At 37.6% G+C, this 13134-nt stretch carries 16 protein-coding genes and 1 pseudogene; 8 read left to right on the top strand and 9 right to left on the bottom strand.

Annotated features, from left to right (window positions below):
- The 4 genes and pseudogenes from ACFOU2_RS21750 to ACFOU2_RS21765 all read left to right on the top strand — a co-directional run.
- Window positions 1–352 (top strand): transporter associated domain-containing protein (locus ACFOU2_RS21750; RefSeq protein ID WP_377918372.1); only part of this gene is annotated, 352 nt, incomplete at its 5' end.
- Between the two features lie 273 nt (window positions 353–625).
- Window positions 626–889, top strand: a complete 264-nt coding sequence (locus ACFOU2_RS21755) for a GlsB/YeaQ/YmgE family stress response membrane protein (RefSeq protein WP_377918373.1) — start codon at window positions 626–628, stop codon at window positions 887–889.
- 1007 nt (window positions 890–1896) lie between these two features.
- A pseudogene (locus tag ACFOU2_RS21760) lies at window positions 1897–2039 on the top strand (2-oxo acid dehydrogenase subunit E2); the annotation flags it as partial.
- Window positions 2040–2130: 91 nt separating this feature from the next.
- Window positions 2131–2655, top strand: coding sequence for an acyl-CoA thioesterase (locus ACFOU2_RS21765; protein WP_377918374.1), 525 nt, complete (start codon window positions 2131–2133; stop codon window positions 2653–2655).
- An 85-nt stretch (window positions 2656–2740) separates the two neighbouring features.
- Here ACFOU2_RS21765 and ACFOU2_RS21770 read toward each other — a convergent pair whose 3' ends face one another.
- The 5 genes from ACFOU2_RS21770 to ACFOU2_RS21790 form a co-directional block, all read right to left on the bottom strand.
- A complete protein-coding gene (locus tag ACFOU2_RS21770; RefSeq protein ID WP_377918375.1) occupies window positions 2741–2875 on the bottom strand; it encodes an FbpB family small basic protein in 135 nt (44 codons plus the stop codon).
- Window positions 2876–3055: 180 nt separating this feature from the next.
- Window positions 3056–3313, bottom strand: coding sequence for a hypothetical protein (locus ACFOU2_RS21775; protein ID WP_377918376.1), 258 nt, complete (start codon window positions 3311–3313; stop codon window positions 3056–3058).
- Between the two features lie 646 nt (window positions 3314–3959).
- On the bottom strand, window positions 3960–4250 hold the full coding sequence (locus ACFOU2_RS21780) for a DUF3817 domain-containing protein (RefSeq protein ID WP_377918377.1): 291 nt from the start codon (window positions 4248–4250) through the stop codon (window positions 3960–3962).
- 191 nt (window positions 4251–4441) lie between these two features.
- Window positions 4442–4633: a hypothetical protein gene (locus ACFOU2_RS21785; protein ID WP_377918378.1), complete on the bottom strand. Its 192-nt coding sequence runs from the start codon at window positions 4631–4633 to the stop codon at window positions 4442–4444.
- A gap of 122 nt (window positions 4634–4755) precedes the next feature.
- On the bottom strand, window positions 4756–6657 hold the full coding sequence (locus tag ACFOU2_RS21790) for a helicase-related protein (protein ID WP_377918379.1): 1902 nt from the start codon (window positions 6655–6657) through the stop codon (window positions 4756–4758).
- A gap of 207 nt (window positions 6658–6864) precedes the next feature.
- Between ACFOU2_RS21790 and ACFOU2_RS21795 the strand changes: the two genes are divergently transcribed.
- Window positions 6865–7752 carry a mechanosensitive ion channel family protein gene (locus ACFOU2_RS21795; RefSeq protein ID WP_377918380.1) on the top strand — a complete coding sequence of 296 codons (888 nt, stop codon included), beginning with the start codon at window positions 6865–6867 and terminating at the stop codon, window positions 7750–7752.
- 209 nt (window positions 7753–7961) lie between these two features.
- Here ACFOU2_RS21795 and ACFOU2_RS21800 read toward each other — a convergent pair whose 3' ends face one another.
- On the bottom strand, window positions 7962–8498 hold the full coding sequence (locus ACFOU2_RS21800; protein WP_377918381.1) for a 5'-nucleotidase C-terminal domain-containing protein: 537 nt from the start codon (window positions 8496–8498) through the stop codon (window positions 7962–7964).
- Between the two features lie 98 nt (window positions 8499–8596).
- Between ACFOU2_RS21800 and ACFOU2_RS21805 the strand changes: the two genes are divergently transcribed.
- Window positions 8597–9007, top strand: a complete 411-nt coding sequence (locus ACFOU2_RS21805) for a VOC family protein (RefSeq protein WP_377918382.1) — start codon at window positions 8597–8599, stop codon at window positions 9005–9007.
- Between the two features lie 226 nt (window positions 9008–9233).
- On the opposite strand, the gene ACFOU2_RS21810 is transcribed toward ACFOU2_RS21805, so the two are convergent.
- Both ACFOU2_RS21810 and ACFOU2_RS21815 read right to left on the bottom strand, forming a co-directional pair.
- On the bottom strand, window positions 9234–9842 hold the full coding sequence (locus tag ACFOU2_RS21810) for a transglutaminase-like domain-containing protein (protein WP_377918383.1): 609 nt from the start codon (window positions 9840–9842) through the stop codon (window positions 9234–9236).
- Window positions 9843–10511: a YitT family protein gene (locus ACFOU2_RS21815; protein WP_377918384.1), complete on the bottom strand. Its 669-nt coding sequence runs from the start codon at window positions 10509–10511 to the stop codon at window positions 9843–9845.
- 490 nt (window positions 10512–11001) lie between these two features.
- Here ACFOU2_RS21815 and ACFOU2_RS21820 point away from each other — a divergent pair, with 490 nt between their 5' ends.
- Window positions 11002–11100 (top strand): YjcZ family sporulation protein, encoded by a 99-nt coding sequence (locus tag ACFOU2_RS21820; protein ID WP_377918385.1) that lies wholly within the window; start codon window positions 11002–11004, stop codon window positions 11098–11100.
- Between the two features lie 395 nt (window positions 11101–11495).
- Here ACFOU2_RS21820 and ACFOU2_RS21825 read toward each other — a convergent pair whose 3' ends face one another.
- Entirely contained in the window at window positions 11496–12329 is an 834-nt protein-coding gene (locus ACFOU2_RS21825; RefSeq protein WP_377918386.1) for a protein-glutamine gamma-glutamyltransferase, read from the bottom strand.
- A gap of 458 nt (window positions 12330–12787) precedes the next feature.
- Between ACFOU2_RS21825 and yjcZ the strand changes: the two genes are divergently transcribed.
- Window positions 12788–12925: a sporulation protein YjcZ gene (gene yjcZ, locus ACFOU2_RS21830; RefSeq protein ID WP_377918387.1), complete on the top strand. Its 138-nt coding sequence runs from the start codon at window positions 12788–12790 to the stop codon at window positions 12923–12925.
- Window positions 12926–13134 lie beyond the last annotated feature (209 nt).

The raw sequence follows: 13134 nt of genomic DNA on the forward strand, positions 1-13134 counted from the left end.
AACAGTAGAGGATATCTTGGAGGAAATCGTGGGTGAAATTCGGGATGAGTTCGACGTCGATGAAATACCTGAAATTCAAAAAATAAAGGAGAACCATTATATCTTTGACTCCAAAGTTTTAATTGACGAAGTCAATGATTTATTGGGAACCAAGATTGAAGAAGAAGATGTGAATACGCTCGGTGGTTGGATGCTCACTCGGAAATTTGATCTCAAGAAAGGCGAATCCCTGTCATTGGATGGATATGAATTCAAGGTTCTTGATATAAAAGAGCATCACATTAAACGAATAGAAGCCTTCCGAACAGCGGTATCTCCTTCTCCCTTAGAAGAAGCGGAACTGCCATCCTGATTCAGTGAAGAAAAGGCATGTACCTTTCATCTGTACATGCCTTTTCTATTGCCGATTTTAAGAAAACCAAGCAAGGCTGTATGGACTAACCTAGTCATTCCAAAAGATGTATCCCCTTTCTTAATCCATTCATGCCCCTGCCCCTTTTGCTCCCAAAATTCTTTTAAAAAACGAGTCAGCCTCAGTTAAATAAACTAATGTTCCATGAATAGATTACCTCCTTTTTGGGTAAAAACAAATAAACGATATTATTCCAAAAGGAGGTTATAATCTATGTCATTCATATGGAGCTTAATTATCGGCGGCATTATTGGTTGGGTAGCAAGCCTGTTAACAGGTCGCGATATTCCAGGAGGTATTATTGGAAATATTATCGCCGGTTTCATTGGAGCATGGTTAGGAACAGCTATCTTTGGGGACTTTGGACCGGAAGTTGGTGGCTTTGAGCTTATCCCAGCCATTATTGGTGCAGTCCTTTTAGCCTTGATTGTAAGCTTTGTTATGAGAAGAATGGGTAATAATCGTGGTCGTGCATAACAAATAAGATTAAGAAGAAGTCTAAAAATTGAAAGAATTGTGTAAGCGACCTTGTCACTCTAATAAGGAGGAACAAGGTCGCTTTAGGTCACTTCCCCTATTAATTTTGCACTGTTTTCTTTGATTTTTGTCCTTCTTTACTTTTGTTCGGACTAATGGGTAAACTATCCTCCCGGTATTTCAACAGTAAAGTTTCTATTTTGTGTACTGCCCTTTATACTTTTCTTGGAACGCTTTAAATACATTCTCATCATTTTGGAGCTTTTTTGTATCGGTTGATGAGTTCAAAAAAGGTTTGCGTTTACCAATTATCATAATATCCTTTCCGTTTATTCAAGCGTGATCGAAAAATCGTTCCTACTATTGGCTTATCGAAAAAGGCAGAACAGCTTCATTAGCCGTTCTGCCTTTTTCTTTGCTATAAAGCCTCATATGCTGTACATCCGTATGGATAGGTGGGTTTTGAATTTGATAAAAAATGAAGGGATTCTTATCAATGATGCAATCCTGCATAAAAGAGAGCAAAGAATCAATCAGTAAACATAATGGAATAGCTAGATGAAATGTGCCCTGACAAAACCAATTCCTTCATTTGAGGAGTTGGTTTTTTATTGGCCTGCATATTAACAATGGCTTAAACCTATTGATATTACTCAAAAAATTAGGTGATTTTAAAGTTTTATCATTTTAATATTTTGAAAATTTAGTATAATTAAAAGAAATAGGGGATATTTTATGAGCAATGTTATTCAGCTTTCAAAGTTTCCTAGAAAGAGAAAACTACAGAAGTTTCTTCGGTTGCTCATAGTAATAGGTATGAATATTGGAATCGGAGTATTTGCTTATGCCTTAGTTATATTGGAGATGCATCGTCCTGTGCGTTCACCTCCATATATTGAATCTAAGCTATAACTAAGAAGTAGCATTACTTTATTTAATAAGGGATGCCAAAATGTTCAGTGTCTACACTATTTTTTTATGCCTATTTTTACAACATTCGCGGTTTAGACGAGAACCTTGAAAACCGCCCGAGGATGTATATTGCTCTGCGTTACAAGCACCGAATCGTAGACGGAAAAGAAGCAATTCCTTCCTGACCATTGTAAAAGAGCTATTGGAAGATCCAGGGTCTTTATTATTTAGAAGGTAAAAGTTTCATAAGAAAGGTTTCATCGATATTACCTTCTAGAATACTTATGTTTTCATGCCAAGAGGTTTATATAATTTAGGGGGACATATATATGGAAGCAAAATATTGTAAAGAATCACGAGTTATACGAACAAGTCGTGTATTCCCAAACGATGTAAACAATCACAATACATTATTTGGTGGTCGACTAATGAGTGATGTGGATCAAGTCGCGTCTATTTCTGCAGCGCGTCACAGTCGAAGAGAATGTGTAACTGCTTCAACAGATTCAGTCGACTTTTTACATCCCGTTCGACCAACAGATTCAGTCTGTTTTGAATCGTATGTGACATGGACAGGCACATCATCAATGGAGGTTTTCGTAAAGATTATTGCCGAAGATTTAATAAGTGGTGAGTGTAAAATTGCAGCGACTGCCCTATTAACATTTGTCGCACTTGATCAACATAAACGTCCCGCACGTGTTCCGGAAGTCATTCCGGAAACAGAAGAAGAGAGAAAATTACATGAAACCGCACCAGAGCGAGCAAGAATGCGCAAAGAAAGAAAGCAAAAAAGTAAAGAGTTAGCCGCGTTTTTAACAACAAATCATCCCTGGGACTCACATAGATCATAATTAGGATCTTCTTCTGTTTTCACTAACTTCCAATAACGGGTGTTACGTAAACTGTTTTTATAAAAATACAAGAAAGCTAGCTCTGTTAAGCTAGCTTTTTAAGTTCATGGCGTTTCTCTATACGTTTTCCAATTTTTTCTAGCGCTTGTTTATCACTAAGTAATTCTTGTTTATTCTCTTGCACCAGTTCTTTAAATGATTTTTTATATTTACGACGCATACTAACACTCCTTTACTTTCTAATGGACTAAGATAGAAAATATACTTTGTTAAGGTAAAATGATTCTTTAACACACTCTTTAATATCTTTACTTTCTTCCCGTCACATCGACTAGAAATCATCGTAATCGACATCTTTGCCGGTTCTTGGAACGAAAAAAGGCGAAGCTATCCGCCCGCCTTATTGATTTCGCACTACTTTATTTAACGTTTTAATTTCAACGCCATACTCAACGGAACGAGCTGCTAATTCGTCAATAATCCGTTGCTGCTTGCCGACGAATTGCTCTAAATTCTCGTAACTTTCCGGAATGCCTGCGATTTTACTTTCAATTCTCACCTGTCCTTCTTCTAATCGATCCAAACGCTGTTCAACGCCGACCAGTCGATCTTCAATGCGGTTTAGCGATTCGAGAATGGCTTGTAACGTTTTCTCCAACGAAAATCCCCTCCGTCATTCAATACGACTATTATAACACAATTTAAATTAACCGTGCTTTATGATTGCGATAAATATGACCGCGGCGGCTAAATAGCACAACACCTACTTTATGAAATTGTTGATAACTCTGTCAATGAAGCATAACAGCATCTCGATGATCACGGGAATGAGTAAATGCCCTTTTTGAAGGGAATGGATTATGAAGATTTATTTTGAATAAAGAAACAAATTGCATAGTTTACTAGGAAGGACGGGGTGATTTTAGTTGGAGTCAAAATCTTAAAATCTATCAAACACCGGAAAGGAAGCCTTGGTGAATCAGCTAAACAAAGAATGGTATAGAAATGCTGAAGATATAGCGGCATTCCTAAGCGGTGCCAACCTTTAATACTCATATTTATCCGATCACCTTCTATAATTTTTTACTAATGCCCCGTTCGTTGAAGAAGAAAAAGAGCTAACGCAGTAACCCCAGTGTTAAAATCAAGTACCCGTTCATTTATATTGGAATTACATTTAAAAAAGATAAATATTACACTTGCTTTTCAAAGATATTTTATTACAATTTTTCAACATCTTTAATAAGTTTGTTTAAGGGTCCTTTCAATCCATTTAGTTCCCGGCTCTGTCTACCGCACATAAATTACAATTCTTTTCGCAAACGGGCGTCTAGCACGAAAGTACCGAACGGCAGCAGTGATGCCATAAAAGCGCCTAAAACACGAATTAAAGACCAACCATGCCTAAACCATACAATAAGCAACATTAGGACGAAAAGAACAAACAATATACCGTGTGCCATTCCAAAGATCTGAACAAAAATAGGAAGATTGGCAAAATACTTAAGCGGCATAGCGATAAAAAGTAAAACTAAATAAGAAATTCCTTCAATAATACCAATTCCACGTAGTAATCCGATGGTCGATGTCCACATATGGCTGAAACCTTCTTTCGTGAAAAAATTATTTTTTACAAGATTCCATAATAGATACGTTTAAAAATTTGTTTAGTTTCAAACTCTTCAGTTAAACTGCCCGGTCACTTCTTATATTGTACACTCAAACTCTAACAAAATGACTTTTTACAACCGGGTAACATGTTTTCAGCAGAAACAGTCGAACGAAGTTAACGTTCATTCGGCAAATTCATATACACACCTGCACTGAATTTTTTTACGGCGACATTATACCATTGTTCTAATTTCATGAGAAGCTGTTTCCGTTTCTCTCCAAACTCTCGTTCCGGATACTTGTTTAATATGTAATCAATATAAACATCTCGCTGTCGATTAAAAAAACGAAATTCATCCCTGTTCATGGACATCTCCTTCCTGTTGTATGATTTATCCAATTTAACCCTTATGTATCATAAAACAAACAAAAAGGAGGACTGATTTCCATTCAATTTTTTAAGAAAGACTCCGGTATAATACCCCTTCTTCACCAATCATTCTCCCACCTGCCGCCATAACATTTATCGCAAATTCCGTGTATCGCATTCCATGGCAATGGTTTTCGGCAGGAGGAACATTTTTTTCGGTAATGTTTGATTTTGGTTGTCAATAACCGATGGATTTCTTTTGATATATGATCTCGCTCTTCTTCAATCCATGTATAATCCATATCGAGATGAAACATTTTGGAAAACGAGTAGTACAAATCAAGCGCCTTAAAATACGTTTCAAGCCCCGCTAAATCCTTGCTTCTTGGATATGGTTTCGATAAAGACGATTCATGTTCAGACAGTTCATCCAAATATTTCAGCCACTGAGACACAAGGATGTCATTTCGTTCAGAAAATGGAATGTGGATTGCTTTATAGAGTTGTTCGTTCGTTAAGACATTTTCGAAACTTTTCGCATACACTAGCAAATCCAATTGTGTGCTGATGTCTGTTTTTTCAAAATAAGGTACTTCAATCTCATAATCTGCCCATGCCCGCAAACGCTCCTCAAGTGTCCCGAAGGGTAACTGCAGGATGGTTTCCTCCATGGGAGCCAAATACACCGATTGAAGAGAAGATTCACCTTTTGAAAGCGATGACTTAATGAGTGTTCTCCTCGTAAATGTATTCACGAATCCTTCTTCATATATCCCTTTTCGTCCCGCTCTTCCAGCGATTTGTTTCACTTCTTGCACACGCAGCGGACGATGTTCTTCTCCATCAAATTTCTCCGTTTCTAAAAATACGACCCGTTTAATCGGTAAATTCAGCCCCATTCCAATGGCATCGGTCGCTACGACCACATCTGTTTTGCCGCTTAGAAATCGCTCCACTTGCCTCCTTCGGGTATCAGGAGGTAAATTACCGTAAATAACACTCGCACTAAGTTTCTGATCAGCGAGAGAGGCTGCTACTTGAAGAACCATTTTCCGAGAAAATACGATTAAAGCATCCCCCTTTTTTACGTCTCTCGGGAAGCGAAACGGTCGATTTTCAAATACGAGAGGGGTTTGGCGCTCGTGTTCCTCTATCACATAGTCATCTTCGCAATCATCTAAAAGCTTCTGGATGATTGGTAAGGCAATCGGAGAACAGCATATATGAATTTCCTTCGCCCGGATTCCTAAAATGGCTTTCGTCCAGGCATTTCCTCTTTGAGCATCCCCGATCATTTGGGCCTCATCAATGACCACCATATCATGGATTCGTGAGAAATCGGCCTTCTCGATCGTACAAGATGTATGGCGAACACGAGGATGGCTAATTTCCTCTTCACCTGTAACGAGATTGCAGCGAACCCCTTCCGCGTTTAGCCGTTCATACACTTCAAGCGCCAGAAGTCTCAAAGGGGCAAGATATAGTCCGTTTTGCGCCTTCTTTAACTGTTGAAGAGCATGATGTGTTTTCCCGGAGTTTGTTGGCCCGGCATGAATGACAAAACTTCGTTTCAGTTTCCTTGTTTCAGGAAATTCATCTTTTGGGTGTGATGGAAGAATGGTGCTTATCTCTTTATTAAAGACGTGCTGCAAGAGGTTTTTTCGTCTAATGATAGCCATGAGCCCTTCGGAATAATAAAAGTTTTCATGGTCTCTTATGATTTCTTCCAATGTAAAATCCGTTCGGTAATGCTGATTGAATTCCTCTAACATCCCTTTTGAGACTTCTCGAATCCTCTCTTTTATTTGGCCGGCCAATCGATTCGCCTCTTCAAGTCCGCTTTCGTTTTCATATAATCGCTCTTTTTTATTGATGGTTCCTTTTAATTGCTGCAAGAGGGTCCGAAGGGTTTGTTCCTGATCAAAAGCAGTATAAAATTTTCCCGCTTCCACCGAGTCCATTAATTCAAACCTCTCTCGGATTCGTTTTACTTTCTTCAGTTTTTTTAAGTTTGCATCCATGCGATCACTCCTGTACCTTCATTTTAATCATTAACCGTTCGTTTTATAAGCGCGAGAGAAAGGACGGGCCTATTTAAATCCTCCTCTATTCTCATCCTACTTTATTTCTCCAAAAAAAAGATCTTCTTACACATTCTTTCACAAAATGGGGAAAAAGACGCTATAATATGCTTGTGTTAAGGGAGATTAGAAAATGGAGGATGATACATGAGAGAAATAACAAAAATCATCGTGGAATTTTTTGAAATAGACTGGGGAGAAGTAAAAGACTATCTTCTTTCTCTATTTCTGACCGCTGCAGCAGCTTATCTGGTCATCGGGGTCCTCCGATTTCTTTTGCATCAAACATTTAAACGAACCCATTTCCTCGATGAAAAGAAGGAACAAACGATTGAAAGCGTCGTTCGAAACACTTCGAACTATGTGCTGTTTGTAGTGGTTTTAATCGCTGCTATTCAGCCGTTTGTGGGCAACTTAAAAGAAGTGATGCTCGCTGGAGGAATCATCGCGGCCGTCATCGGTTTTGGTGCTCAAAAAGTCATCAACGATTTATTGAGCGGTATGTTCATGATTTTTGAGCAGACCATTCAAAAGGGTGACTTTGTGAATATAAATGGTGAGCCTGAAGGAGGAACAGTAGAAGAATTGGGATTCAGAGTGGTGAAAATTCGCCTGGTTAACGGAAAATTAGTCACCATTCCTAACGGGGAAATTCGAAAGATGGTCAATGGTTCGGTAGAAAAAAGACGGGTATTTGAAAGTGTCATTGTTTCTTTCAATGAAAATCCCAGCAGAGTAAAAGAGCTTTTACAAGAAGTTTGTCATGAGTTAAATGACAAACAAAAAGATTACTTAAAAGTGGACAGACTAACAGGTGAATTTATAGAAGAATATCAATTGTACGGCTTACATTCGTTGGACGTGAGCCCGATTGGATATAAATTTTCCATTACAGCGACTGTCAACGATACCGACTATCTATCAGCGGCACAAGAAGCGAAAGAATTGTTAGCACAAAAGATTTATGATCATAACATATTAATGCCCGCCCAACAAATTGTTCTGCAACAGTCCAATCAAACTCAAGAACCCTGAACTCTCATCTGCATGTTTGTAGTTGCTGCGGCTTCGTGGTCCGTTTTATTACATATTACTAAAAGAGGATAGCCGCACGAACCAGCGGCTATCCTTTTTTTAAAAGTCGGTTGTTTCCTTAGTTAGCGGCTACATTCTTTTTAAAGCCGAAAATTGATTTCGTACTTCTTCAATTGGAAAATTTCTTCCCATCGTTAGCCTCCCTTCTATTAATTTAATGCTACATCAACAATGCGCCCCTCTACCGTCGGCACTGCATTCGGGTTAGTTGTTAAATAGTCTCTGAACATTTCCCAGTCTACAAATCCTGGTTCGCTAAGCCGCCCTTCTTCATACGCTTTCTTAAACATCGTATATCCATCCCCGCCTTTAGCGGTAAACGTGTTTGTTGCCACGAAGTAATGTTTGGCATCGTCAAGCGGTACATAGTTTCCGTCTTTTTCTTTCACTTCTACTGTTATAACTTTTTCACCGACTGGCTTTCTGCTGTCATAGGTAAATTTAAGACCGGACACTTGAAGGAATCCGCCAAAAGGATTAGGTGCATCCTTTACACTAAGTTCAAGTGCTTCTCTAATTTCTGCACCCGTTAAATCCAAGATTCCAAGTGAGTTTCCAAAAGGCATAACTTGAAAGACTTCGTCTAAAGTAATGTCACCCGGTTGAATGGTAGCACGAACTCCGCCGCCGTTTTGTAAAGCAATGACCGTCTCGGGATTGATTGTAGTAGCTGTTGACTTTGTCAATCGAGTGAAAAACGTTGCTGAGTCTGAATATAACAGTTAAATTGTAAGTTTTATAAAAAAGGAAAAAAAGAGAGAAAAATATCAAAGGAGTGTTACAAATGAAACATCAAGCAACCCCTTATCTTACATTCGATGGCAATGCTAGAGAAGCATTGGAGTACTATAAAGAGGTATTCGAGGGAGAAATATTAGGTATCCAAACCTTTGGTGAGGCAGATTATCCGACTCCTCGAGAAGTTGATGACAGAATTATGCATGCCCAATTTAAAAAAGATCATTTATTTATCATGGTGTCCGATGCATTTCCAGGTCAGTCGATTGAGGTTGGAAATCACATTTCATTAGCACTTGAAATGGAAAGTGAAGAAGAAATTCAAAAGTTATATCATGCATTAAGTCAGAGAGGTTCTGTTTTAATGGAATTACAGGATACATTCTGGGGAGCAAAATTTGCTAAAGTCAAGGATTGCTTTGGAGTGATTGGGGATCTCAATTATACAAAATCTTAAACAGCATACTAAAAAAGAAAAGCGGCGTAAAGCGTCGCTTTTTTCCTAAGAATCATCCCCTTATCTATCATATAGTTCAGGTATATATCCCTGATTTCTTGAAGAAAATTTTTCATATAGAAATATTGTTATATTGTTTGAGAAATCAGATTCCTATTTGGTTGTTATTCAACTAGCTCCCCCCGTTCAACAAGTTATGTAGAGTCATATTACAGCAGTTGAATATTTATAAATAATCTGGTAAATGATGCTTATACATTTCTAACGCATCCGTATTTGCTTCTAGAGCAGCAATAGTTTTGGAATTAGGTTTAGTATAAATGATGGGATAATCTTTTTCGTCAAACCCTGCTTGAATTGAAAATGCTAAGATTTCTTCATGTGTAGAAAATTCTGCTTGTACTCCTGGTTTGTTTCCGCGCGCATCTATACGTATCCATCGATTCAATGATTCAAGGAAAACTCCATTAAGTGTATGAAGAGAATAACCCTTATCAGGTGTATCAAATATCATTAACCGTTGATAACAAAAACCTGTTGGGATCCCTACTGGCCTTAGTAAGGCTGCTAACAAATTAGATTTTGCATAACAGATGCCTTCCTGATATTTAAGAACCTCGGAGGCTTTACAAGTAACTCTTTTGCTTTGGATATCCCAAGAATGGGAAATCTTGTCCCGTACAAAGTGAAAAGCAACTTTGACCTTTTCAATTTCTGACTGCTCATCATTAAACAATTCATTAATCTTTTCCTTAATTAAAGGATGAGTGTAATTAACCACATCTAATTCTTCCAAATAGTCTTTTAAATTTGTGGACTCAGGTATTAGTTCCATTTATCTTTTCCTCCATCCCATATTTGGCAAAAGAGTATGCCCAATTCTGAAGTTATGTACGAAATCGATAATCCTAGTCGATAACAGTTGGCAAATGGTTGCAAATAATACAATTTTTATATCAATCACTAAAGCGGTTAGTATAAATACAGACATGTTTACCCAAAACATTGCTTTTCCAGGTGACCACTTTTTATGGCCCGCAATAATGAGAGCGAGGATTACCAGTCCCCCGCTAGAAGCACCATTCCGAATTAAAATCCCAACACCGATGCCAAATAACAGGGCACCAAATAGTATATCCATTCCTATATTAATGTGGGGGATATGCCAAAAAGCACTAACCCAACTGACGGTGAGAGAAGTAATCGTTACTGAAAACATTGTTCGAAATGTCCATTCATAACCAAAATATTTGATGGCTATGGTAAGTGAAATAAAATTAACAAACCATAAAGAAAAACCAAGTGAAAGATGCAGCCAATAATTTAAGAGGATCGCTATTCCAGCTGCCCCGCCTGATGGAATGGCATTGGGAAATAGAAATAACGCCATTCCTATTCCTTGAATAATAGCCCCGCATGCTAAATGGCCATAGGTTATCAGTAGTCTATATATTATAGTTGTTAATAGTTTATTATTTCCCTTTCTTTTTTTTAACACCTTCACCGTCAGCCTCCATTTTCGTCTCTTTTCTGCCCCGGTATACTTCTTGTCCATTTTATGAACAACCATAACCGATTATGTTTACCAGATGGAATTATTAAACTGGAGCATCTGACTATTCATTAGATATCCCTGTATGTGATCATGGATTGCTAAAAATTCCGCTCTTTTATATCAACCTTTGTCCATTCCCCTTTATTATATGCTGCATATCTTACAATATGAGAGATAGCAGTCTCTCAGTCAGCATCCACCTGACACATGGAGAACCTTCTAGCTTAGCTGAAATAGATCTGCGTTTTTTAGTGCTCATATATCCGTATGCATGAATGAACATGAGTAGAAGTACAATTAATTGGTAAAAAACAGAAAAATATTGAATTCCTTTATCAATTAGTGAGTTTGTCCAATCAAACTCTTTCTTAAGAACATAACTTAAAAAGAGGGATGGGATATTCAGCAATCCCTTCCTACTCAATAGGAGGTGTTAAATATGGGCGATGGACTACGCAGTGCTTTTGCTTTAGTGGTTGTCTTATTCGTTTTACTCATCATTGTAGGATGTTCTTGTACGGGATTTGGCGGTTATTAATTTCCCATATGGTGACATTAAACGTTCCCTTGAATTCCATTATTTAATGTGAAGGGTTGGCTTTGCTTACCGAAAGGGCAAAGAGGCTGACCCATAAGTTCAAAAAAATGATGGGTTTTATGTTTTATGCAAAATGGACCGTCAATCAAAACCCTTGGTATTAATGGATTTATATAACGGTCCATTTTGCGTGGGGTGACTCAAGAGGGGCGATTTTTCTCCTTTTGAGTCACCCCCTTTTATTAAACTATACAATTTTCACAATCATTTATGGGAGTCAAGTACCTCCTCCTACAAAATCATATCCTGTGTCAGAAAGGAGGGGAAAACACAAAAATCCCCTCCTTCTTAATCGCTGCTATTTTTTAAGATTCAAAGGCCGCGTTTTAAAAAAATTATAAAAGATAAGTGTTTGAACCAATTTCAGAAATGATTAAATTAGAAAAATGACAAACATGCTGACATATAAGAGAATTTTCACGAAATGTTTTTAATCTAAACTGACTTAAATAATTAACATTCAGACGTGTTATTCGATGTGTTAAATATGCCGATTTATTGGAATTTTTCTTTCTTTTTGTATTTAAAAAATTAATGATTACCTGTCTAGTTGTAATCCCGATTCCATGCCCATAGTAGAGATTCTCGTCTAATATAATCGCGTTTTCACCTTGCCATTGTGGAGTTTTAGGGTCATACTCAGGATTTTTGAAGTAAACGCAATCTCCGGGTAAAAAATCTGTTCCCTCATGAGTACGAAGATCAAGATCCTGGTCATATTGCCAATCGTATAGATAAAGGCCTGAAAAAAGGCGATTAAACTGCTCCTTATCAATCGATTCTAAAACAGCCTTATAAAATATGATCACTATAGCTGTAGCACATTCAAAAGCATACTTGCTTCCATTAAGGAAGATATCTTCAATCGCAGTTTGAGGTAAAACATTTGGTTTGAGGACAAAAGCTCCTTTTTCGGTAAGTCTCCAATATTTTTCGTTACATTTAGATCTGCTAAAGGTTGCAAATTTGACCCCGCTTTTATATAACAAAACAGCAGCTCGAATGATTTGAAGCCTAATCTCCAGTTCAAATTCAAGCTGCTCCATTGTCTCATACTCATAAACCTTACTGTATTTCCCCATTAGTTCGAGGATTTTAGATTTTTCACTTGATGAAATCCCGTAGCCGATTTGGCTAACCTCTATCAACTTTTGATTAATCTTTATCACCTATGATATCTCCCCTTTTTTAGAAAATGGGAATAAAAATGATTATAGAAAATCACAGTAAGTCGATACACAGTTTCCTATATTATATGAATAATTGAAGGATACCGACCAAATTAGAGGTCCCTTTATATCATTATTGATTACTAAAAATTCCACGCTTTATATCGACCTTTATCCATTACCCTTTATTATATGTTGCATATCTTACAATATGAGAGATAGCAGTCTCTCATGTAACCGCTATAGACATCTTCTGCAACACGCACCTCCTTCTATCATTGCTAAAAGCGTATGTTTACAACATACGCTTTTAGTATGGCTGACTTAATTGGACGAATGCTTACTTTTCTTAGCGGTTGATGCGTTTGTTCAATCAAACTCTTTCTTATGAACATAACTTAAAAAGAGGGATGGGGTATTCAGCAATTCCTTACTACTCAACAGGAGGCGAATAACTTATGTGCTGTGGATATGGAAGTTATGGCGGTGTTGGCTATGGAGGCGCCGGCTACGGTGGAAGTAACTTCAATTTTGCGTTAATCATTGTCTTGTTCATTTTACTAATTATTGTGGGATCCGTTATTTGGAGCTACTAATCAACAAATTTAAACTTTAAGTAAAGAGGATGTGCCAAAAGTACAAAGAATATACTTTTGGCACACCCTCCCGCGATGGACCGTCATTAAACATCCAGGAAAATCAAGCATGGCGGTAACGGCCCATCACAAAAAAAGTAGTGCGATTTCATATGCGAAATGCACTACTTTTATACATGTTTTTAAAGCTGCGGGTACTCCAAAAGAGA

Source organism: Bacillus songklensis, from assembly GCF_042649685.1.
Lineage (GTDB): Bacteria > Bacillota > Bacilli > Bacillales > Bacillaceae_H > Bacillus_BA > Bacillus_BA songklensis.

Excerpts from the sequence above, each read along its gene's own strand:
- ACFOU2_RS21755 (WP_377918373.1), top strand. The coding sequence starts at position 626 with ATGTCATTCATATGGAGCTTAATTATCGGCGGCATTATTGGTTGGGTA.
- ACFOU2_RS21765 (WP_377918374.1), top strand. The coding sequence starts at position 2,131 with ATGGAAGCAAAATATTGTAAAGAATCACGAGTTATACGAACAAGTCGT.
- ACFOU2_RS21770 (WP_377918375.1), bottom strand. The coding sequence starts at position 2,875 with ATGCGTCGTAAATATAAAAAATCATTTAAAGAACTGGTGCAAGAGAAT.
- ACFOU2_RS21780 (WP_377918377.1), bottom strand. The coding sequence starts at position 4,250 with ATGTGGACATCGACCATCGGATTACTACGTGGAATTGGTATTATTGAA.
- ACFOU2_RS21785 (WP_377918378.1), bottom strand. The coding sequence starts at position 4,633 with ATGAACAGGGATGAATTTCGTTTTTTTAATCGACAGCGAGATGTTTAT.
- ACFOU2_RS21790 (WP_377918379.1), bottom strand. The coding sequence starts at position 6,657 with ATGGATGCAAACTTAAAAAAACTGAAGAAAGTAAAACGAATCCGAGAG.
- ACFOU2_RS21795 (WP_377918380.1), top strand. The coding sequence starts at position 6,865 with ATGAGAGAAATAACAAAAATCATCGTGGAATTTTTTGAAATAGACTGG.
- ACFOU2_RS21805 (WP_377918382.1), top strand. The coding sequence starts at position 8,597 with ATGAAACATCAAGCAACCCCTTATCTTACATTCGATGGCAATGCTAGA.
- ACFOU2_RS21810 (WP_377918383.1), bottom strand. The coding sequence starts at position 9,842 with ATGGAACTAATACCTGAGTCCACAAATTTAAAAGACTATTTGGAAGAA.
- ACFOU2_RS21820 (WP_377918385.1), top strand. The coding sequence starts at position 11,002 with ATGGGCGATGGACTACGCAGTGCTTTTGCTTTAGTGGTTGTCTTATTC.
- yjcZ (WP_377918387.1), top strand. The coding sequence starts at position 12,788 with ATGTGCTGTGGATATGGAAGTTATGGCGGTGTTGGCTATGGAGGCGCC.